Here is a 22,127-nt window from a genome sequence, read left to right on the forward strand (position 1 = left end):
GCCAAGGAAAATATTCATGTACACACCACGCGCTTTTGCCCTCGACGACTTGCCCGAAATACAGCAACTGATCCAGCACACACGCCTGGCGCAGTTGGTCACCTTTGGCAAGCAAGGCCTGCAGGCCAGCCACTTGCCGCTGCTGCTCAATCCCGACGAAGGCCCCAACGGCACGCTGTACGGGCACCTGGCCAAGGCCAATCGGCAGTGGCAAGACCTGCAAGACGGCAGCGAGGCTTTGGTGATCTTTGCCGGCGCCGAGGCCTATGTCAGCCCGGGGTTTTACCCGGCCAAGGCTGAGCACGGCAAAGTGGTGCCCACCTGGAATTACATCGCGGTGCATGCCTATGGCAAGGCCGAGGTGTTTACCGATGCCGAGCGCCTGCTAGGCGTGGTCAGCGCACTCACTGACCGCCACGAGGGCAATCGCGCCCAGCCCTGGAAAGTCAGCGACGCCCCGGCTGATTACATTGACGGCATGCTCAAGGCCATCGTCGGCTTCAGCCTGCCGATCGAACGCCTGATCGGCAAACGCAAACTCAGCCAGAACCGCAGCGCGGCGGACATCGCCGGCGTGCGCGACGGCCTGGCCGCCAGCGCCGATATACGCGACCAGACCCTCGCGCGCTTTATTCCCCAAGGAGTTTCAGAATGAGCCAGATCGAGATCCGCCCGGTCACCGCAACCGACCACGCCGCCTGGCTTCCGCTGTGGCAAGCGTACTTGACGTTCTACAACACCGAACTGCCGGACGCCGTCAGCCAAAGCACCTGGCAGCGTCTGATCGATGCCCATGAGCCGACCCACTCCGCGCTGGCCTGGCAGGATGGCAAGGCGGTGGGCATGGTCAACTTCATCTACCATCGTTCCAACTGGAGCATCGAGAACTCCTGCTACCTGCAGGACCTGCTGGTGGACCCGGTCCAGCGCGGCACCGGTGTCGGCCGTAAACTGATCGAGTTCGTCTACGCCACTGCCAAGGCCGACGGCTGTTGCAAGGTGCACTGGCTGACCCACGAGACCAATACCACCGCGATCCAGCTCTACGAGCGCATCGCCGAACGCCCTGGCTTCATTCAATTTCGCAAAGGTCTTTAAGGAGCGCAGCATGTCCACTTCTCTCGCCGACTGGAAGGGCGCCCCGGCGCCCACCGCGCAACTGCTTGAAGGGCGCTTTATCCGCCTGGAAAAACTCGACCCGGCCCGCCACGCCGCTCAATTGTGGCAAGCCCTCGAAGGCCCCGGTGCCGACCCCAAGTTGTGGGATTACCTGCCTTACGGCCCGTTTGCCGAGCGCGCCGCGTTTGATGCGTGGTTGAACAACCATGCGGCGAACAGCGACCCGTATTTCTTCAGCGTGGTCGACCGTGCGTCCGGCCAGGTGCAGGGCATCCTCAGCCTGATGTCCATCGTCCCGGCCCAGGGCCGTATCGAAATCGGCCATGTCACCTTCGGCGCGCCGATGCAGCGCTCACCCAAAAGCACCGAGGCGGTGTATCTCTTGGCCAAATACGCGTTCGAACAGGGCTACCGCCGCCTGGAGTGGAAGTGCAACAACGGCAATGCCCGCTCCAAGTATGCGGCTGAGCGGTTGGGGTTCAGTTTTGAAGGGGTGTTCCGCCAGCATATGGTGGTGAAGGGGCAGAACCGCGATACGGCGTGGTATTCGATCCTGGATTCGGAATGGCCGACGGTGGGTGCGGGGTTTGAGGCGTGGTTGTCGGAGGCGAACCAGGCAGGTTCCGGGCAGTTGAAGGGCCTGGCGGAGTGTCGCCGCCAGGCGCTTTAAGGCTTACCCCAGCTTCTGGGCCAGCACCGCAATGTGCTCCGGCCCGATCCCGCAGCACCCGCCCAAGTGGCTGGCACCGCGCTTTTTCCAGTCCGCCGCCCACTGCAGGTAGCCCGGTGGGTCGAGATCCTCGCGCAAGGGGTCCAGGCCGTCGTTGGCCGTGGCTTCCTTGGGCTGTGGCGGGAAGGCGTTGGCGTAGGCACCGATCTGAATCGCCACGCCCAACCGTTCGAAGGTTTGGCGTGCGGCATCGATCGCCGCGCCGATTACTTCCGGCTGGCTGCAATTGAACAGTAACACTTGCACACCCAACTGCGCCGCCGCTTCGGCCGCGTCCGCCACCGGTTCGCCGGAACGCAGGCGCGGTACTTCGTCGGTGTCTTCGTCTTTCAAGGTAAACGACAGCCAGAACGGCTTGCCATCCTTCGGCAGGCCCGCATGAATCGCCCGCGCTTCGACGATTGAGCTCTGGGTCTCCGCCAGCCACAGATCGACATGGGGTGCCAGGCCCTGTACCAGTGGCGTCAACAGCTCAGACACGCGCTGCGGCTCGAACAGATCAGGCCGATACGAACCAAACAACGGCGGCAACGAGCCGGCCACGCGCACGGCCTTGCCCGAAGCCTGCACCGCCCGTCTGGCCAATTCACCCGCCAGCGCCGCCAGGGCCTGGCCTTCGGCAGCAAAGCGCGCCTCGCCGATATGGAACGGCACCACCGCATAGCTGTTGCTGGTAATCACGTTGGCGCCACTGTCGATATAGGCCGCATGCACCGCCTCCACCGCCTGCGGTGCTTCGCTCAATGCCAGCGCCGACCACTCCGGCTGCCTGAAGGGCGCACCGCGGCGTTGCAGTTCACGGCCCATGCCGCCGTCCAGAATTACTGTGCTTACTGCGCCCATATGCTTTTTACTCATAAGCTTATGAAAATAACTCACTATGAGAGTCGTTCTTATAACTATTTAATACGTTCCGTTCGGTTCATAACAACCTCTTTTTTATTCAGGTGCCTCCTTGAAACTTAAACTGCTATTGGCCTTGGGCCTGACGATGCTTGCTGCCTCCACCCAAGCCTTTGGCGGCGCGACCCTGGACCGGGTTGAGAAGAAAAAAGAACTGGTGGGCGTGCTGATGGAAAGCTACCCGCCGTTCTCGTTCCTCAACGAGCAAAACCAGCTCGACGGCTTCGATGTCGATGTGGCCAAGGCTGTCGCGCAAAAGCTCGGTGTGAAACTACGCCTGGAAACGCCGTCGTGGGACGTGATCGCCGCCGGCCGCTGGAGCGGGCGCTATGACATCTGCATCTGCTCGATGACCCCGAGCAAGGCCCGCGCCGAAGTCTTCGACTTCCCGGTGGAGTATTACGCCTCCCCTGCCGTGATCGTGGTCAATGCCAAGGATGACAGCATCCACGGCGCCAAGGACCTGAGCGGCAAGAAAGTCGGCCTCACCAGCGCCTCCAGCTACGAGAGCTACCTGAACAAGAACCTGGTGATCGAAGGCGCCGAGGACACCCAGTTGCAGTACCCGTTCGAGAACGTGCAGATCGCCCCGTACGACACCGATAACGTCGCCTTCCAGGACCTCGGCCTGGGCGCAGGAGTGCGCCTGGATGCGATCCTGACCAACCTGGTCACGGCCCAACCGCGCCTGGACCAGGACAAACGCTTCAAACTCGCCGGCGCAGCGCTGTATGCCGAACCCAACTCGGTGGCCATCGAAAAAGGCGACGCCCAGTGGGACGCCAAGGTGCGTGAGGTGTTTGCCCAGTTGAAACAGGACGGCACCCTGAGCAAACTGTCGCAAAAATGGATCGGTGCCGATATCAGCCAATGAGTGTTCCCCCAAAACCTGCGCGCGCCCTGCTGGGCTTTCGCACGCGGCTTTACCTGACCTGGGCGGCGCTGTTCGCCCTGTTTGCCAGTTTCTTCCTGAGCTTTGACCTGAAGTTCTCGATCATTCTCGACAAGCTGCCCAACCTGGTCGGCCTGCACCTGGCACCCAATGGCTTCCTGCAAGGCGCAGCGCTGACGCTGTTCCTGTGCCTGTGTTCGATTGCCGCCTCGTCGGTGCTAGGCTTCGTCACCGCGCTCGGGCGCTTGTCCAAAAGTGCCGTGGCCTTTGGTATCGCCAGCTTCTACGCGTCGTTTTTCCGTGGCACGCCGTTGCTGATCCAGATCCTGCTGATCTATCTGGGCCTGCCGCAGCTGGGCCTGGTTCCGGGCGCCATCGTCGCGGGGATCATCGCGCTGTCGCTGAACTACGGCGCGTACCTGAGCGAGATCTTCCGCGCCGGCATCCTGGGCGTCCCTCAGGGGCAACGGGAAGCCGCATTGGCCCTGGGCATGCGCGACAGTGCGATCTTCTGGCACGTCACCCTGCCCCAGGCCATGCGCACCATCGTCCCGCCGGCGACCAACCAGTTCATCTCCATGCTCAAGGACTCGTCGCTGATCTCGGTGATGGGCGTGTGGGAAGTGATGTTCCTGGCGCAATCCTACGGGCGCTCCAGCTACCGTTATATCGAGATGCTCACCACCGCTGCGATCATTTACTGGGTGATGTCCCTCGGCCTGGAACTGATCCAGGCACGCATGGAGCGGCACTATGGCAAGGGATATGCGAGGCGAGAGTGAGGTCATTGAAGTCACTATCGCCCTCAGGCTTACTGCACCAATCGAGCTGAACTTTTATCGCATCGGACTAGAGACATCTCCCGCAAACACGCGGTGCTTGGCCTGACAGTTATCCCCCGGGTGCCCCGCTAAATTCCCCGCCTCATACATCAGGAGGTGGGTTTACATGCCACTCATTCAGAAACAACTCGTACTCGCCATCACGCTCGCGCTGGGGGCCACCTGTGCTCAGTACGCACAGGCCCGTGACGACATGGAACCCGACAGCGAGTGGTTCGAACAGATTGCGAAACATCACCAGAAAACTCATTTCGACCCGGCCACTCCCACCCCCGAAGATTTCTATTTCATCGACCGAGCCAACAGTCGTAACGGCCTGAGCGTTGCCCGCGTGCTGGACTCCGCAGTGGATGCCGCGCTGGCATCGGAGGAGTTGAGTGACTGGGAAAAGTACCAGCTTGAAAACTACGGGCTGTACTTGAGCAGCCTGGAGCCAGGTCGCTTGGGTACGCTGCTGGAGCAATTGGCCGGCAGCCAGAACGCCAACCTGGGCACGGCCACTCAAAACAGCATGAAACGCTTGCACGCCAGCCTGCTGACAGCCATACGCCAATTGGATAACCACACCGGTGAGGACGGCCGTGTCTGGCTCCAAGGCCTGGCCAGCAGCGGTGCCCTCGATGCCCAACACGGCAGCGCCGGCTTGAAACAAAGCAGCCAGGGCCTGTTGCTGGGTGCAGATGGAGCAATCGATGACGCCTGGCGGGTCGGCGTGGTGGGCGGCAAGTCTGGCAGCGACCTGAGCGCCCGGCATTTCAACGGTGAAGTGGACAGCTGGCACCTGGGCGCCTATGCGGTGCGCCAGGACGGTCCATGGGCTTTACGCCTGGGCGCGCTGTACAGCAGCCATTCCGGGCAGAACACGCGCAGTGTGGACTTCGACTTCATCGATTACCGCGAACGCCTCACGGGCAAGTACAAGGCCCAGAGCCAGAACGCATTCGCCGAACTGGGCCATCGGTTCGTCACCGACGGCTTGCATGCCGAACCGTTTGCCGGAATCGGCTTCCAACGGTATCACCGTGACCGCTTCTCCGAGAAAGGTGGCCATAGCGCGTTGAACGTGGGCACCCAAACCCAGCAAAACCTCAGCAGCACCTTCGGCCTGCGCTTGAGCCGCGACATCGCAGTGGCCGACCGGATCACCCTCAAGCCGCACCTGAGCGCCCATTGGAAACACTTGTATGGCGACACCAACAGCCGCGTACGTCAATCCTTTGCCAGGGAAACCCGCGAGGACTTCAACAGCGCGTTCAGCATCGGCGGTACCTCGCTGGACCGAGATAATCTGGCCTTGCGCACGGGGCTGGACATGCGTCTTTCGGAGCACCAGACCCTGAGCATCGCGTACACCGCCGAAGTGGGCGACAACAGCCGCAACCATGGACTAATGGGCCAATGGCAAAGCGCGTTTTAAGACAGAAACTGAAGAACCTTCACACTCACACAGGTCTTGAAGGCTGACATTAAGCACCACTTTTTGCTCGCTACACTCCGGTCTCCTATACAAACGAGGCCGGAAATCATGATATCGACACTCTCGTTTTTCCCTCCCCTTGGTGCACTCTTCGCACAAAGCGCCAACGCCTTGGCCGAGGCTGCCACTCCGCCCGCCGCAGCACCCGAGCCACACACCGCGCCTCCAACCACTCCGCGCTCGTTCGGGCACCCCGCCCGCCAGGCCTCAAATGGCCAGCTCGGCACCAATATTGTCAAAGTCATCACCACGCCTAACTCCCCGCGCCGCGACGGGATGAATATCGACGAGATCGCGCGCCTCACCCAAACCCCGTCCAACCTTGATAAGTCACACATCATCAAAGCCGTCGACATCGTCAACAGCCCGGGCGTGCACATCAACTCACCGGGTCATGGCCTGAGCAGCTCCGGGCTCACCTCTGTCTGGCTGGAGAATCGAGGAAGCATCACGGCCCAATCCGGCACGGGTATGGCCCTGAAGGGAGAAAAGGCCGATGAGGTGATCAACCATGGCCTGATTGCAGGTGGCAATGGAGTCGCTCTGGACATGGGCGGCGGTGACGACCTGTTGGTTGTCAAAAATGGCAGCCGCTTCAAAGGCGAAGTCGATGGCGGCAGCGGTACCAACCAGGTGGTTCTCGATGACACCAAAGGCGGCACGTTCGAAGGTGCGACCCGAATGCAACACCTGTGGGTCGGCAAGGGCGCCTGGGAACTGACCGGTGCACTGCACGACAATCGGCACGGCAAGGTGTACGGCGATGCTGCCTTGACCAACCGCAGCGTTATCAAGGGGACCCTGGATATTGATGCGGGCGGCAGCTACTCCGGCGGCACCGTCGACTCCCTTAATGTCGCGGGTACTCTGCTGCTCGATCCTGAAAATACACCACGGACCCGGATCTGGAAGGATCTGCACCTCAAACCAGGATCGACCATGGCGTTCAAAGTGGGCGCAGACCAAGCCCACTCCACGCTGAAAGTCGGCAATACGTTAACGCTGGATAACGCCACCCTGAAACTTGATGTACAGCCGGAAAGTGAAGCACTGCTCACGCGCCAGCTACGTATCGCGGATGCGGCATCCATCAAGGGAACATTCAGCGCCGTTACCAGCAACCTGACCACCCTGGAACCTGAACTGCTCTACAAACCTGAGGGTATTTTTGTCGGCTTCAAGCGCAAGCAGAGCGCCGCACCCTCCGCTGACCATTAAAAAATTGGCAAAAAAAAGGTTCATCACGGAATCCCGGGAAACACAGAAACAAGAACGCCGATTTGATTGATGATGTTCGTGCGAGCAAACACATCTAAAAAACCGGCGTTCTTATGCGTGATATTAATACTTTCCTTCCTTTTTGGGAGGGCTTTTCTGTCGTCACGATCAAGCCCGATGGTGACGCTCTAAAGATCGATCTGATTCCCCACGCCACCCGATTCCCTTCCTGCGGCGGCTGCCAAAAACCTTGTTCAACCACTCATGAGTATTGTGAGCGAACCGTTCGTGATCTGCCCATTCTCGGTCGCGCGGTGCGCCTCAGCATTTTGCTCAGGCGTGTTGGCTGCCGCGACTGTGGAAAACGCATGGAGGCCGTCAGTTGGCTGGATCGCTATGCCCGCATGACGCGCCGCTTGGCCGAGGCGGTCATTCAGGCCTGCGAGCGCCTTCCCACCCTGCACGTGGCCCAGATGTTTGGACTGCATTGGGACACTGTTCGGTTGCTGGAGCGTCGAGCCTTGCAGGCGGTGTTGAGTGAGTTGCCGAAGGCGCAACCACGACGCCTGATCATGGACGAGTTCGCGTTATTCAAAGGTCATCGTTACGCCAGCGTTGTGCTGGATGCCGATACACGACGAGTGCTGTGGATCGGTGAAGGCCGTAGCCGAGCGGCAGTCAGGCCGTTCTTCGAGGAACTGGGGCCGGAGGGCTGCGCTCGAATCGAAGCGGTGGCGATGGACATGAATACTGCTTTTGATCTGGAGGTTCGCCAGCATTGCCCGAAAGCGCGAGTGGTCTACGACCTTTTCCATGTGGTGGCCAAATATGGCCGAGAGGTGATTGATCGGGTCCGCGTCGACGAAGCTAATCGGCTGCGTCATAACAAGCCGGCTCGCAAGGTCATCAAGCAGGCACGATGGCTGTTGCTGCGTAACCCACAGAACCTGAAAACGCCGGAACAACAGGTCCATTTGCAGGATTTATTGGAGGCCAACCAATCGCTGATGACAGTTTATTTGATGAAGGCTGAACTCAAAACGCTCTGGACACCGAGCACTGCCTGGACCTGGAGATCGGCCTGGAAGCAATGGCTGCGCCATGCATATGAAAGCGAAATACCGGCTCTGATCCAGTTTGCCAAACGGCTAAAGGGTTATTGGCGGGGCATCGTCAGTCGGGTTCGCTGGCCGATGCACACCGGTCAGTTGGAAGGAATAAACAATCGAATAAAGGTCATCAAACGGATGGCGTACGGTTACCGGGATAGCGAATTCTTCTTCATGAAGATCAAGAGCGTCTTTCCCGGTAATCCGTGATGAACCAAAAAAAAGGTTCATCACGGAATCCCGGGAAACACAGAAACAAGAACGCCGATTTGATTGATGATGTTCGTGCGAGCAAACACATCTAAAAAACCGGCGTTCTTATGCGTGATATTAATACTTTCCTTCCTTTTTGGGAGGGCTTTTCTGTCGTCACGATCAAGCCCGATGGTGACGCTCTAAAGATCGATCTGATTCCCCACGCCACCCGATTCCCTTCCTGCGGCGGCTGCCAAAAACCTTGTTCAACCACTCATGAGTATTGCGAGCGAACCGTTCGTGATCTGCCCATTCTCGGTCGCGCGGTGTGCCTCAGCATTTTGCTCAGGCGTGTTGGCTGCCGCGACTGTGGAAAACGCATGGAGGCCGTCAGTTGGCTGGATCGCTATGCCCGCATGACGCGCCGCTTGGCCGAGGCGGTCATTCAGGCCTGCGAGCGCCTTCCCACCCTGCACGTGGCCCAGATGTTTGGACTGCATTGGGACACTGTTCGGTTGCTGGAGCGTCGAGCCTTGCAGGCGGTGTTGAGTGAGTTGCCGAAGGCGCAACCACGACGCCTGATCATGGACGAGTTCGCGTTATTCAAAGGTCATCGTTACGCCAGCGTTGTGCTGGATGCCGATACACGACGAGTGCTGTGGATCGGTGAAGGCCGTAGCCGAGCGGCAGTCAGGCCGTTCTTCGAGGAACTGGGGCCGGAGGGCTGCGCTCGAATCGAAGCGGTGGCGATGGACATGAATACTGCTTTTGATCTGGAGGTTCGCCAGCATTGCCCGAAAGCGCGAGTGGTCTACGACCTTTTCCATGTGGTGGCCAAATATGGCCGAGAGGTGATTGATCGGGTCCGCGTCGACGAAGCTAATCGGCTGCGTCATAACAAGCCGGCTCGCAAGGTCATCAAGCAGGCACGATGGCTGTTGCTGCGTAACCCACAGAACCTGAAAACGCCGGAACAACAGGTCCATTTGCAGGATTTATTGGAGGCCAACCAATCGCTGATGACAGTTTATTTGATGAAGGCTGAACTCAAAACGCTCTGGACACCGAGCACTGCCTGGACCTGGAGATCGGCCTGGAAGCAATGGCTGCGCCATGCATATGAAAGCGAAATACCGGCTCTGATCCAGTTTGCCAAACGGCTAAAGGGTTATTGGCGGGGCATCGTCAGTCGGGTTCGCTGGCCGATGCACACCGGTCAGTTGGAAGGAATAAACAATCGAATAAAGGTCATCAAACGGATGGCGTACGGTTACCGGGATAGCGAATTCTTCTTCATGAAGATCAAGAGCGTCTTTCCCGGTAATCCGTGATGAACCAAAAAAAAGGGGGGCACCTGCCCCCCCGAGGATTAAACGGTAGTGTCGAAGGCTGGATCAGCCTTCGATTTCAATCAGGATTTCGCCAGGGTTCACCCGGTCGCCCTTGGCCACGTGAACGGCGGACACCTTGCCGGCAATCGCAGCCTGCACTTCGGTTTCCATCTTCATCGCTTCGGTGATCAGCACGGCCTGGCCGGCCTTGACCACATCGCCTTCCTTGACCAGCACATCGACGATATTGCCTGGCATCGCCGTGCTGACATGCCCCGGCTCGCTGGCCTGCTTGCGCTTGCTGCCGCCACCGCCGACGAATTCGTTGAGCGGTTCGAACACCACTTCTTCCGGCATGCCATCGATGGACAGGTAGAAATGGCGCTTGCCTTCGGCTTTCACACCGACACCGGTGATGTCCACACGGTAGCTTTCGCCGTGCACGTCGATGACGAACTCGGTCGGCACGCCTTCACCACCGGCACGGGCCACGCCGCCGGCTTCAGGGATAGGCAGCAGCACCTCAGGCGTCAGGGTGCCGGCGTCGCGTTCTTCGAGGAACTTGCGCCCGATGTCCGGGAACATGGCGTAGGTCAGCACGTCTTCTTCGGACTTGGCCAGTGCGCCGATTTCGCCGCGCAGCTTGGTCATCTCCGGCTTGAGCAGGTCGGCCGGGCGCACGTCGATCACTTCTTCGCTGCCGATGGCCTGGCGACGCAACTTCTCGTTCACCGTGCCCGGCGCCTTGCCGTAGCCGCCTTGCAGGTACAGCTTCACTTCGTTGGTGATGGTCTTGTAGCGCTCACCGGCCAGCACGTTGAAGAACGCCTGGGTGCCGACGATCTGCGAAGTCGGGGTCACCAGCGGCGGGAAGCCGAGGTCTTCACGCACGCGTGGAATTTCAGCCAGCACTTCGCTCATGCGGTTCAGAGCGCCCTGCTCTTTCAACTGGTTGGCCAGGTTGGAAATCATCCCGCCCGGCACCTGGTTGACTTGCACACGGGTGTCGACGGCGGTGAATTCGCTTTCGAACTGGTGGTACTTCTTGCGCACGGCATAGAAGTACAGGCCGATCTCTTGCAGCAGCTCCAGGTCGAGACCGGTATCGAATTCGCTGCCTTTAAGGGCGGCGACCATAGACTCGGTGCCCGGGTGGCTGGTGCCCCAGGCGAAGCTGGAGATCGCGGTGTCGATATGATCGGCACCGTTTTCGATCGCCTTGAGTTGGCACATCGCGGCCAAACCGGCGGTGTCGTGGGAGTGGATAAAGATCGGCAGGCTCTGCTCGGCTTTCAGCGCCTTGACCAGTTCACCGGTGGCGTACGGCGTCAGCAGGCCGGCCATGTCCTTGATCGCGATCGAGTCGCACCCCATGGATTCCAGCTGCTTGGCCTGGGCCACGAAGGCCTCGACGGTGTGCACCGGGCTGGTGGTGTAGGCGATGGTGCCCTGGGCATGCTTGCCGGCGGCTTTGACCGCTTCGATGGCCACACGCAGGTTACGCACGTCGTTCATGGCGTCGAAGATGCGGAATACGTCGATACCGTTGACGGCAGCCTTGGCCACGAAGGCCTTGACCACGTCGTCGCTGTAATGGCGGTAGCCCAGCAGGTTCTGGCCGCGCAGGAGCATTTGCAGGCGCGTGTTAGGCAACGCGGCACGCAGTTTGCGCAGGCGCTCCCACGGGTCTTCCTTGAGGAAGCGTACGCAGGCGTCGAAGGTCGCGCCGCCCCAGACTTCCAGGGACCAGTAGCCGACTTTATCGAGCTTGTCGCAGATCGGCAGCATGTCGTCGGTGCGCATGCGGGTCGCCAGCAACGATTGGTGGGCGTCGCGCAGGATGGTGTCGGTTACGAAGATTTTTTTAGTCATTGGAATGTTCCTCACAGGCCTGCGTGGGCGGCGATGGCGGCGGCGATGGCCAGGGCCAGCTCTTCGGGTTTGCGCTTGATCGAGTAGTTGGTCAGCTCAGGGTGGCTTTCCACAAAACTGGTGTTGAACTGGCCGCTGCGGAATTCCGGGTTACGCAGGATTTCCTGGTAGTAGGCGGCCGTGGTCTTCACGCCTTGCAGGCGCATGTCGTCCAGGGCACGCAGGCCGCGGTCCATGGCTTCTTCCCAGGTCAACGCCCAGACCACCAGCTTCAGGCACATGGAGTCGTAGAACGGCGGGATGGTGTAGCCGGTGTAGATCGCCGTGTCGGTACGCACGCCGGGGCCGCCGGGCGCGTAGTAACGGGTGATCTTGCCGAAGCTTGGGAGGAAGTTGTTCTTCGGGTCTTCGGCGTTGATGCGGAACTGCAACGCAAAGCCACGGTGCTGGATGTCTTCCTGTTTGACCGACAACGGCAGGCCCGAGGCGATTCGGATCTGCTCGCGGACAATGTCGATCCCGGTGATTTCTTCGGTGATGGTGTGCTCCACCTGCACCCGGGTGTTCATCTCCATGAAGTACACCTCGCCCTCGGCGAGCAGGAACTCCACGGTGCCGGCGTTCTCGTAGCCCACGGCCTTGGCCGCGCGCACCGACAGGTCGCCGATGTAGGCGCGCTGTTCCGGGGTGAGCTGCGGGCTCGGGGCGATTTCGATGAGCTTCTGGTTACGGCGCTGGATCGAACAGTCGCGCTCGAACAGATGCACCACGTTGCCGAAGCTGTCACCGAGGATCTGCGCCTCGATGTGCTTGGGATTGACGATGCATTTTTCCAGGAACACTTCCGCCGAACCGAACGCCTTGGTAGCTTCGGAGATCACGCGGGGGAAGGCTTGTTCGAGTTCTTCACGGCTGTTGCAACGGCGGATACCGCGACCGCCACCACCGGAGGTGGCCTTGAGCATCACCGGGTAACCAATGCGGTCGCCTTCGGTGAGGGCCTCGGTGATGTCGGCGACGTTGCCTTCGGTGCCGGGCGTGACCGGCACACCGGCCTTGATCATGCTGCGGCGGGCTTCGGTCTTGTCGCCCATGCGGCGAATCACTTCAGCCGAAGGGCCGATGAATTTGATTCCCCGTTCGGCGCAGATGTCTGCCAACTCGGCGTTTTCCGACAGGAAGCCGTAGCCGGGGTGCAGCGCATCGCAACCGGTTTCCACCGCCAGGTTCACCAGCTTGCGCGGGTTCAGGTAGCCGGCCAGCGGCTCGGCACCAATGCTGTGGGCTTCGTCGGCACGCTTGACGTGCAACGCATGGCGGTCGGCGTCCGAGTAAACCGCGACCGAGCGAATGCCCATCTCGGCGCAGGCACGCACGATTCGTACGGCAATTTCACCACGGTTGGCGATCAGGATCTTTTTTATCACTTGGAAATTCCCTTGAGCCGATTGCTGCGTTCTTCGACCCGCTGGAGCCGGGTCGGCGCGTGACTAAATGTTTCAAGCCAGTCGCAGCCACACACTAAGCCCGTGGAGGGATTAACAAAAATCAATAATTATTGGGTCGCTCATAAGTAAAGACTTATAGTTGGCCGGTCGACCTGGGACGAGAGGATTTAAATAATGCGTAAGTCGCTGATGCGTATGACATTGCGTCAATTGCAGATCTTCAATGAAGTGTGCGACTTGCGCTCTTACAGCCGCGCGGCCGAGGAAATGTCTCTCACCCAACCGGCCGTGAGCCTGCAAATTCGCCAGCTCGAAGAGCTGGTCGGCCAGCCGCTGTTCGATTATGTCGGCAAGAAGCTCTACATGACCGAGGCTGCCGAAGCCCTGCAACGGGCCAGCCGGGATATTTTCGGGCGCCTGGAAAACCTCGATATGCAGCTGTCGGACATGCAGGGTTCGTTGCAGGGCCAGCTAAAGCTCGCGATTGAATCCAGCGCCAAGTACTTCGTGCCGCACCTGTTTGCCGCGTTCAAACGCCAGCATCCCGAGGTGCAACTGCACCTGACCGTGGTCAACCGCGCCCAGGTGATCCGCCGCCTCTCCGACAACCGCGACGACCTGGTGATCATGTCCATGGTGCCCCAGGACATGGGCCTGGAATTCCTGCCGTTCCTCAACAATCCGATCGTGGCCGTGGCGCCACCTGATCACCCCTTGAGCCTGCAAGGGCCGTTGCGTTTGCAGGACCTGGAACCCTACACGCTGTTGCTGCGCGAACCGGGCTCCGGCACGCGACTGGCCTGCGAGGAGTATTTCAAGGAGAAACGCGTGCACTTCACCCAGACGGTGGAAGTGGCCTCGGCCGAGGCGCAACGTGAATGCGTATGCGCCGGCCTGGGCGTGGCCTTGCTGACGCGCCATGCGGTCAATATGGAACTGGCCACCGGCGGGCTCAAGGAGCTGCCGGTGGAAGAACTGCCGCTGTACCGCAGCTGGTGCCTGGTGCAGGCCAAGGCCAAGCGCCTGTCACCGGTGGCCCATGCGTTCCTGGGCTTTATCCGCAGCGAACGGGTGCAGATCAGCGCGTTGGCTGAACGTTTCGCTGGGCAGCCGCGGGTGCCTGCCAGTGGAGTTCCGGGTAGTCACTGATGCTCTGCTGCAGCTGGCGCTGGTCGCAGCGGTCTTCGATTGCGCGACGGAACGCCATGCGGCGCTGGTCTTCCTGTTGACGACGGGTCTTGACGGAGCTGTTGCTGTCTTCGTAGGGCCGGGCCATTTGGAGTCTCCCAATGCGAGTACGGGGAGTACAGGATGGGTTGTAGCGATGACGGTTTAACGGCGCGGGGGTTACAGGACGATGAATCTTCCGAATAGATAAACAATCCAAATGTGGGAGGGGGCTTGCTCCCGATTACGGTACATCAGCCGATTTCTCTTTGACTGACCCACTGCTATCGGGAGCAAGCCCCCTCCCACATTTTGAGCGTGTATGGCCCTGGATCAGTCGTCGAGGGCTTTGACGGACTTGGGCGACAACCGCAGGCTGCGCAAGCTGCGCTTGACGCTCTTGAGGTGGTTGACCAGGCTCGGGCCCCGCGCCATGGCAACGCCCATCGCCAGCACGTCGATCACCACCAGGTGAGCGATACGCGACGTCAGCGGGGTGTAGATCTCGGTGTCTTCGTGCACATCGATCGCCAGGTTGACCGTGGACAGCTCCGCCAACGGCGTCTGGCTCGGGCACAAGGTAATCAATGTCGCACCGCTTTCACGCACCAGGTTGGCGGTGATCAGCAGGTCTTTGGAGCGGCCCGACTGGGAAATGCAGATCGCCACGTCGGTCGGTTTCAAGGTCACCGCCGACATCGCCTGCATGTGCGGGTCGCTGTAGGCCGCTGCGGTCAGCAGCAGGCGGAAAAATTTGTGCTGGGCGTCTGCCGCCACCGCACCGGACGCGCCGAAACCATAGAACTCCACACGCTGGGCCTGGGACATGGCGGTCACGGCCTTTTGCAGCTCTACCGGGTCAAGCTTCTCGCGCACCTCCATGAGCGTGTGCAAGGTGGTGTCGAAGATTTTCAGGCTGTAGTCGGCGACGGAATCGTCTTCGTGAATCGCAAACTGGCCGAAGCTCGCGCCGGCGGCCAGGCTCTGGGCCAGCTTGAGCTTCAAGTCCTGGAACCCGGAGCAACCGATGGCGCGGCAGAAGCGCACGATAGTCGGCTCGCTGATGCCCACGCTGTGGGCAAGGTCGGCCATGGAACTGTGCATCACGGCCGCAGGGTCAAGCAGCACGTGATCGGCAACCTTGAGTTCCGATTTGCGTAACAGGTGGCGCGACTGGGCGATATGTTGCAACAGGTTCAAAGGGCAGGACTCTTGTTATTGGCAGGGCCAGGGATGTAGCAAGCTTGTAGTTATACTACAAGAATTGCCGTTTTGCCCGCCCGATGCATCACTAAATCGCCCTGATGCCCTTTGAATCAGCGGGCAGCTGCCTTGTAGCCATAGGGGCGTGCGGACTGTCTTCAGGGAAAATCTGCATTGTTGCGTAACAAATCTGCCAGCCCTTCGGCCTCCATCGGCCGACTGATCAGGTAGCCCTGCACCTCATCGCATCGTTCTGTACGCAGGAAATCCAGCTGCTGCTGATCTTCCACGCCTTCGGCCACCACTTTGAGCGCCAGTCCGTGCGCCATCGCAATGATCGCTCGGGTAATGGCGGCGTCTTCCCGCCCCTGACCGAGGCCGCGGATAAAGGTCTGGTCGATCTTTACGTAATCCACAGGGATACGCTTGAGGTAACTGAGGGATGAATAGCCGGTGCCAAAGTCGTCGATGGCCAGCTTCACGCCCAGGTCGCGCAGTTGCTGGAAGGTCGCGATGATGTGTTCAACACTGTCGAGCAACTGGCTCTCGGTCAGTTCCAGTTCGAGGTATTGCGGGTCAAGGCCGGTTTCTTCCAGTACCTGGCGCACCAGGCTGACCAGCTTGCCCTGGCGCAACTGGTGCACCGAGAGGTTCACCGACACGCGGATCGGTGCCAGCCCCTGGCGCTGCCACTCACAGGCTTGCCAGCAGGCCTCGCGCAGCACGAATTCGCCCAGCGGTACGATCAGGCCCGTTTCTTCGGCCAGGCCGATAAAGTCGCCTGGCGGCACCATGCCCCATTGCGGATGTTCCCAGCGGATCAACGCTTCGGCAGCGTTCAGCTTGCCGGTGGCCAGGCACAGTTTCGGCTGGTAGAACACCGTGAGCTGGCGCTCATCGATGGCTTTGCGCAGATGGTTTTCCAGCTGCAAACGCTCCAGGGTGCTGGCTTGCAGGCTGTCGGTGTAGAACTGGAAGTTATTGCCGCCCAAGTGCTTGGCGTGCTGCATGGCCATGTTCGATTGACTGACCAGCGCGGAAATTTCCCGCGCGTTATCCGGCAACAGGCTGATACCCATCGACGCACTCACCACCAACTCATGCCCTTCCACCGTCACCGGCACCCGCAGTTTGGCCAGCAGCCGTGTGGCCACCCGCGCCAGGCTCGACAGGTTGCCGTAGGCGTCGAACAGCACGGCGAACTCATCGCCGGACAAACGCGCGATGGTGTCAGCCTCGGGCAAGGCATTGATCAACCGACGGGCCATTTTTTGCAGCAACTGGTCGGCCACTTCATGGCCCAGGCTGTCATTGAGCAACTTGAAGCGGTCGAGGTTGATATGCAGCAACGCCAGGCTGCGCCCGCCCTGGCGTACACGCTGATGGGCCTCGCGCAGCCGTTCGCGGAACAGCGAGCGGTTGGCCAGGCCGGTCAACTCATCGTAGTGGGTGAGGTAGCGCATGCGCTCCTCGGATTCGCGCCGCGCCGATAGATCGGCGAAGAAGCCCACGATATGACTGACTTTTCCGCGAACATCGCGCACCACGTTCAGTTGCAGCCATTGCGGGTACAGTTCGCCATTCTTACGCGTTTCTACCAATTCGCCCTGCCAGGTCCCATGCGTGAGCAGCGCTTGGCGGATCACCGGGAAGTGGCGCCGCGCATCACGACTGCTGGGCAGCTCGACGACGTTGCGACCGAGCATGTCATCGATCTCAAAGCCAGTGACACGGCTGAAAGCCTGATTGACGGCGATTAATTTGTAGTCCGGATCAAGGATCACAATGCCTTCGCTGGCCGCCTCGAACACGGTCGAGGCCAGTCGCTGTTGCTCCTCCAGGGCTTTGCCGGCGCTGACGTCGCGGCGTGTGCCGAGCATTCGAATCACTCGCCCGCTCGGCGCGCGCTCTACGGCGCGACCACGGTCTTCGATCCATACCCAGTGACCATCGCCATGGCGCACGCGGTATTCCACCTGGTAATCCTCAGTGCGCCCTTTAAGGTGCTCCACCAGCGCCCGCTTGAGCAGCGGCAGGTCGTCGGGGTGCAGGCGCGGCTTGAGGTGGCCGAGCATGGCCGTGACGTACTCGGGCTCGAGGCCGAACAGCTCTTTGAGCTGGGTGTGATGAACCTCATCGGTTTGCAGGTTCCAGTCCCACAGGCCCAGCTCACTGGCTTGCAGGGCCATGGCCAGGCGCGCCTCGCTTTTATTCAGGGCCAGGCTGGCGGCGTCCAGTTCCTGGCTGCGTTGTGCCACGCGGTCCTGCAGGCCGATCTGCGCCTCACGTAGTTCCTGCTCAACCTGACGCCGCTGCTCGACTTCGCGCACCAGATCCTGATTCAGCTGCTCGCTGCGCTGCTGCGCCTGCTGCAGATGCTCGATCAATGCCTGGTTCTGGAAACGCCGCAGCAGCCCGCGCTGGATCAGGCGGTTGACCTGCCACGCCACCACGCTCAGGGACGCCAGCAGGATCAGGCCGAGCACACCCCAGCCCTGTTGCTGCGGGGCGCCATTCCAGAACAGATAGACAATCGCCGGCACCAGGCACGGCAAGGCAAAGGACAGGAACGCCGGAAAGCTCACTGCATAGGCGACGCTGGCTGACAGCGTCGCCGCACCGATCAGGCCGAACACCCAGGCCTGCTGCATGAAGCTGTCCACCGGCACCAGGGCGATGGCTGCGGTGGCCAGGGTCAGTCCGCTGACCGCCGAACCCAGCATGAACATGCGCCGCCAGATGGGTTGGGCCTGACGGCTGGGCATGGCCGAATCAAAGGCCGCCACCTGGATCACACGCATCGCCACCAGGGCCAGCAGCCACACCAGCCAGACGCTGTCGAGCAGGTATTGCCTGGGGTTCCACAGCAGCCAGGCGCAGACCAGGCCGTTGACCAGCATTAATAAGGTGGGCAGCAACGAGCCCTGATAGAGCAGGCGTGTGCGCTCGACCGCCATCTCGGTAGCGTAATGTTTGCGGATAACCTGCGCGGGCGCCGCCGAGGGGCCGAGCAGGTCGGTGCTGAGAGTCATAGGCAGTGTTCTTATAATGGTGAGCCCGAAACGTCGACGGAGCATACACAAGCAAGCGCTTGGGCCAAACTGCTCCAGATCATAAAAGTCACCCTGTGAACAGCCGCAAACCTTGGGGCCAGACCCCTTGAGCGAGGCACGGCGCGGGCTGTGGCCCATGACTTACCGGTCATCAGCCCTGCCAGAATGTTTGCCCGGCCGGGACCACGCGAGACGTTTTGCGTCGACCACCCGGCATTGGGATTTGCCCGAGCCCCCTTAGGCCCATAGAATGCGCCGATGCGCGATGATCTCTCTCTTTTGCTGAACTCCCTCAACGATGCCCAACGCCAGGCCGTAGCGGCCCCCGTTGGCCGTCAGTTAGTCCTGGCCGGTGCTGGCTCCGGTAAAACCCGAGTGCTGGTGCACCGTATCGCCTGGTTGATCCAGGTCGAGAACGCTTCCCCGCATTCGATCCTGTCGGTGACTTTCACCAACAAGGCCGCTGCCGAGATGCGCCACCGCATCGAGCAGTTGATGGGCATCAGCCCGGCCGGTATGTGGGTGGGCACCTTCCACGGCCTGGCGCACCGCCTGTTGCGGGCACACTGGCAGGAAGCGGGCCTGGCCCAGACCTTCCAGATCCTCGACAGCGATGACCAGCAACGCCTGGTCAAGCGCGTGATCCGTGAGCTGGGCCTCGACGAGCAGCGCTGGCCGGCGCGCCAGGCCCAGTGGTTTATCAACGGCCAGAAAGACGAAGGCCTGCGCCCGCAGCACATCCAGGCCAGCGGCGATTTGTTCCTGGCCACCATGCGCAGCATTTATGAAGCCTACGAGGCGGCCTGCGCCCGCGCTGGCGTTATCGACTTCTCCGAGCTGCTGCTGCGCGCCCTCGACCTGTGGCGCGACAATCCGGGTTTGCTGGCCCATTACCAGAAACGCTTCCGTCACATTCTGGTGGACGAGTTCCAGGACACCAACGCCGTGCAGTACGCCTGGTTGCGTCTGCTGGCCAAGGGCGGCGACAGCCTGATGGTGGTGGGCGACGACGACCAGTCGATCTACGGCTGGCGTGGCGCGAAAATCGAGAACATCTACCAGTATTCCGAGGACTTCCCGGACGCGGTCACCATCCGCCTGGAGCAGAACTACCGCTCCACCGCCGGCATCCTCAAGGCCGCCAACGCCTTGATCGCCAACAACACCGGGCGCCTGGGCAAAGAGCTGTGGACCGACGGCGGCGAAGGCGAGGCGATCAACCTGTATGCCGCGTTCAACGAGCACGATGAAGCGCGCTACGTGGTGGAAACCATCGAAAGCGCGCTGAAAACCGGCCTTGCCCGTAGCGATATTGCGATTCTGTACCGTTCCAACGCCCAATCGCGGGTGCTGGAAGAAGCCTTGCTGCGCGAGCGCATCCCGTACCGCATTTATGGCGGCCAGCGCTTCTTCGAGCGTGCGGAAATCAAGAACGCCATGGCATACCTGCGTTTGCTCGAAGGCCGTGGCAACGACGCGGCACTGGAGCGGGTGATCAATATCCCGGCCCGTGGCATCGGCGAGAAAACCGTCGAGGCGATTCGCGACCACGCGCGCCATGCCGATGTGTCGATGTGGGAGTCCATGCGCCTGCTCATCGCCAATAAAGGCCTGACCGGCCGTGCTGCCGGGGCGCTGGGGGTGTTTGTCGAGTTGATCGAGAACCTCGCGGCCAAGTGTTCGGAAATGCCCCTGCACCTGATGACCCAGACGGTGATCGAGCAATCCGGGCTGATTGCCTATCACGAAGCGGAAAAAGGCGAGAAAGGCCAGGCCCGGGTAGAAAACCTCGAGGAACTGGTCAGCGCCGCCCGCGCGTTCGAAAACACCGAGGAAGACGAAGAGCTGACTCCGCTCGCCGCCTTCCTCGGCCATGCGTCCCTGGAGGCCGGCGATACTCAGGCCGATGAGCATGAAGACAGCATCCAGTTGATGACCTTGCACAGCGCCAAGGGCCTGGAGTTTCCGTATGTGTTCCTGGTGGGCATGGAAGAAGGCCTGTTCCCCCACAAGATGAGCCTGGAAGAGCCCGGCCGTCTTGAAGAGGAACGCCGCCTGGCCTATGTGGGCATCACCCGCGCAATGCAGAACCTGGTGATGACCTACGCCGAGACCCGACGCCTGTACGGCAGCGAGACCTACAACAAGGTATCGCGCTTCGTACGTGAAGTGCCGAAGGGACTGATCCAGGAAGTGCGCCTGTCCAACAGCGTCAGCCGCCCGTTCGGCGGGGGCCAGCAGCAGAACTCCAGCAACATGTTCGCCGGTTCCGAGATTCCGGAAACCCCATTCAGCCTGGGCCAGCAGGTCAGGCATGCGATCTTCGGCGAAGGCGTGATCCTCAACTTCGAAGGCGCCGGAGCCCAGGCACGGGTGCAGGTGAACTTCGCCGAAGGCAGCAAATGGCTGATGATGGGCTACGCGAAGCTCGAAGCGGTCTGAAACATTTGCCAACATGAAGGTTATTGGCCCGCCCTTGTTTTTAACGAGCGCGGGCCAATATCTGTAATACGTCCTACAGACCATTCTGATTCGGTCTTACGCAAAAGCCCGAAACATTATGTCGCTAGCCACTGTCACTACACCTGTGCAACATGGCGCGCGTGCAATCCACAAATGGGAATTCCCTTTATGAAACGTTTTCTTAGCATCGCCATGGCGTTGTGCATCGGCCTGACGATGAGCCTCGACGCCAACGCCAAACGCTTCGGTGGCGGCAAAAGCTCGGGCGCGGCGCCGACTCACCAGACCAGCCAAATGGCTCCATCCGCCGGTGCCGGCGGTGCTGCCGCTACCGCAGGCGCAGCCGGTGCTGCCGGCGCCGCTGCCAAGGCCGGCGGTGCTTCGCGCTGGTTGGGCCCTCTGGCCGGTATCGCGGCCGGTGGCCTGCTCGCTTCCATGTTCATGGGCGGCGGCTTCCAGGGCATGCAGATCTTCGACATCCTGATCATGGCGGTCATCGCCTTCCTGGTCTTCCGTTTCATCGCCGCCCGTCGCCGCAAGCAGCAGGAGCAAATGGCTCCGGCCGGCGCGCCGATGCAGCGTGAAGTGTTCGAGCAGAAGCCAGCCATGGGTTCGATCTTCGGTGGTTCGGCAGCGCCTGCCGCAGCCCGCCCGGTGATCAACGCACCGGCGTGGTTCAACGAAGAGCGTTTCGTCGAAGCGGCCCGCAGCCACTTCCAGTCCCTGCAGCAGCACTGGGACGCCAACGAAATGGACAAGATCTCCGAGTTCGTGACCCCGCAACTGCTGGAGTTCCTCAAGCGCGAACGCGCCGACCTGGGCGACGGCTTCCAGTCGACCTATATCGACGACCTGCACGTGCAACTGGAAGGTGTGGATGATCGCGCCGACAAGACCATCGCAACGTTGACCTTCAGTGGCGTGTCGAAGACTTCGCGTTTCGACCAGGGTGAAGTGTTCAGCGAAAGCTGGAACATGGAACGTGCCCAAGGCGACAACCAGCCATGGCTGGTCGCCGGTATCCGCCAGAACGGCTGATACCCACGCGCTTGAGCAAGCCGTAACAAAACCCCGGACCTGTCCGGGGTTTTCTATTTCACGGTTG

General features: G+C 60.8%; 18 protein-coding genes. 12 read left to right on the plus strand and 6 right to left on the minus strand.

The genetic code is table 11. The features are described from left to right. The first annotated feature begins 16 nt into the window (after positions 1-16). Genes BLW22_RS29510 through BLW22_RS29520 form a run of 3 tightly spaced genes read left to right on the plus strand, consistent with a single transcriptional unit; the run spans position 17 to position 1,789 of the window. Positions 17-655 (plus strand): FMN-binding negative transcriptional regulator, encoded by a 639-nt coding sequence (locus tag BLW22_RS29510; protein ID WP_065926759.1) that lies wholly within the window; start codon positions 17-19, stop codon positions 653-655. Beyond that, positions 652-1,098, plus strand: coding sequence for a GNAT family N-acetyltransferase (locus BLW22_RS29515; protein ID WP_065926760.1), 447 nt, complete (start codon positions 652-654; stop codon positions 1,096-1,098). The genes BLW22_RS29510 and BLW22_RS29515 overlap by 4 nt, the downstream gene beginning before the upstream one ends. Before the next feature lie 10 nt (positions 1,099-1,108). Continuing rightward, entirely contained in the window at positions 1,109-1,789 is a 681-nt protein-coding gene (locus tag BLW22_RS29520; RefSeq protein WP_065926761.1) for a GNAT family N-acetyltransferase, read from the plus strand. Positions 1,790-1,792: 3 nt separating this feature from the next. Here the strand turns inward: BLW22_RS29520 and BLW22_RS29525 are convergent, their stop codons facing one another. After that, complete coding sequence (locus BLW22_RS29525) at positions 1,793-2,692, minus strand: homocysteine S-methyltransferase family protein (RefSeq protein WP_027608227.1); 900 nt, start codon at positions 2,690-2,692, stop codon at positions 1,793-1,795. A gap of 112 nt (positions 2,693-2,804) precedes the next feature. Between BLW22_RS29525 and BLW22_RS29530 the strand changes: the two genes are divergently transcribed. The 6 genes from BLW22_RS29530 to BLW22_RS29565 all read left to right on the plus strand — a co-directional run bounded on the left by BLW22_RS29530 (position 2,805) and on the right by BLW22_RS29565 (position 9,816). Next, a complete protein-coding gene (locus tag BLW22_RS29530) occupies positions 2,805-3,626 on the plus strand; it encodes an ABC transporter substrate-binding protein (protein ID WP_074848011.1) in 822 nt (273 codons plus the stop codon). Between the two features lie 29 nt (positions 3,627-3,655). Then, positions 3,656-4,426 carry an amino acid ABC transporter permease gene (locus BLW22_RS29535; protein ID WP_074848264.1) on the plus strand — a complete coding sequence of 257 codons (771 nt, stop codon included), beginning with the start codon at positions 3,656-3,658 and terminating at the stop codon, positions 4,424-4,426. 166 nt (positions 4,427-4,592) lie between these two features. Further along, positions 4,593-5,903, plus strand: coding sequence for an autotransporter outer membrane beta-barrel domain-containing protein (locus BLW22_RS29540; protein ID WP_065926764.1), 1,311 nt, complete (start codon positions 4,593-4,595; stop codon positions 5,901-5,903). 108 nt (positions 5,904-6,011) lie between these two features. Beyond that, positions 6,012-7,181 carry a hypothetical protein gene (locus BLW22_RS29545; protein WP_065946481.1) on the plus strand — a complete coding sequence of 390 codons (1,170 nt, stop codon included), beginning with the start codon at positions 6,012-6,014 and terminating at the stop codon, positions 7,179-7,181. 113 nt (positions 7,182-7,294) lie between these two features. Further along, the gene (locus BLW22_RS29555; RefSeq protein WP_065924368.1) at positions 7,295-8,500 is read left to right on the plus strand and encodes an ISL3 family transposase; all 1,206 of its coding nucleotides are present in this window, start codon (positions 7,295-7,297) and stop codon (positions 8,498-8,500) included. A gap of 110 nt (positions 8,501-8,610) precedes the next feature. Beyond that, the gene (locus BLW22_RS29565) at positions 8,611-9,816 is read left to right on the plus strand and encodes an ISL3 family transposase (RefSeq protein WP_083381310.1); all 1,206 of its coding nucleotides are present in this window, start codon (positions 8,611-8,613) and stop codon (positions 9,814-9,816) included. A gap of 63 nt (positions 9,817-9,879) precedes the next feature. On the opposite strand, the gene oadA is transcribed toward BLW22_RS29565, so the two are convergent. Both oadA and BLW22_RS29575 read right to left on the minus strand, forming a co-directional pair. Further along, positions 9,880-11,688 carry a sodium-extruding oxaloacetate decarboxylase subunit alpha gene (oadA, locus tag BLW22_RS29570; RefSeq protein WP_065926766.1) on the minus strand — a complete coding sequence of 603 codons (1,809 nt, stop codon included), beginning with the start codon at positions 11,686-11,688 and terminating at the stop codon, positions 9,880-9,882. Between the two features lie 11 nt (positions 11,689-11,699). Next, positions 11,700-13,115, minus strand: coding sequence for an acetyl-CoA carboxylase biotin carboxylase subunit (locus tag BLW22_RS29575; protein ID WP_027608221.1), 1,416 nt, complete (start codon positions 13,113-13,115; stop codon positions 11,700-11,702). 195 nt (positions 13,116-13,310) lie between these two features. On the opposite strand from BLW22_RS29575, the gene BLW22_RS29580 reads away from it, so the two are divergent. Next, on the plus strand, positions 13,311-14,285 hold the full coding sequence (locus BLW22_RS29580; protein ID WP_027608220.1) for a LysR family transcriptional regulator: 975 nt from the start codon (positions 13,311-13,313) through the stop codon (positions 14,283-14,285). Here BLW22_RS29580 and BLW22_RS35510 read toward each other — a convergent pair. From BLW22_RS35510 to BLW22_RS29595, 3 genes are all read right to left on the minus strand, one after another. Then, complete coding sequence (locus tag BLW22_RS35510) at positions 14,215-14,412, minus strand: PA3496 family putative envelope integrity protein (protein ID WP_074848013.1); 198 nt, start codon at positions 14,410-14,412, stop codon at positions 14,215-14,217. The two genes, BLW22_RS29580 and BLW22_RS35510, sit on opposite strands and share 71 nt — an antisense overlap. A gap of 224 nt (positions 14,413-14,636) precedes the next feature. Continuing rightward, positions 14,637-15,503: a transcriptional regulator HexR gene (hexR, locus tag BLW22_RS29590; protein WP_010168370.1), complete on the minus strand. Its 867-nt coding sequence runs from the start codon at positions 15,501-15,503 to the stop codon at positions 14,637-14,639. A 161-nt stretch (positions 15,504-15,664) separates the two neighbouring features. Continuing rightward, positions 15,665-18,538 carry an EAL domain-containing protein gene (locus BLW22_RS29595; RefSeq protein ID WP_065946480.1) on the minus strand — a complete coding sequence of 958 codons (2,874 nt, stop codon included), beginning with the start codon at positions 18,536-18,538 and terminating at the stop codon, positions 15,665-15,667. A 279-nt stretch (positions 18,539-18,817) separates the two neighbouring features. Between BLW22_RS29595 and uvrD the strand changes: the two genes are divergently transcribed. Together uvrD and BLW22_RS29605 are read left to right on the plus strand one after the other, a co-directional pair. Next, positions 18,818-21,001: a DNA helicase II gene (gene uvrD, locus BLW22_RS29600; protein WP_065926768.1), complete on the plus strand. Its 2,184-nt coding sequence runs from the start codon at positions 18,818-18,820 to the stop codon at positions 20,999-21,001. A 189-nt stretch (positions 21,002-21,190) separates the two neighbouring features. Then, positions 21,191-22,060 (plus strand): Tim44 domain-containing protein, encoded by an 870-nt coding sequence (locus tag BLW22_RS29605; protein ID WP_074848015.1) that lies wholly within the window; start codon positions 21,191-21,193, stop codon positions 22,058-22,060. Positions 22,061-22,127: the final 67 nt, after the last annotated feature.

This window comes from Pseudomonas marginalis (assembly GCF_900105325.1).
Taxonomy (GTDB): domain Bacteria; phylum Pseudomonadota; class Gammaproteobacteria; order Pseudomonadales; family Pseudomonadaceae; genus Aquipseudomonas; species Aquipseudomonas marginalis.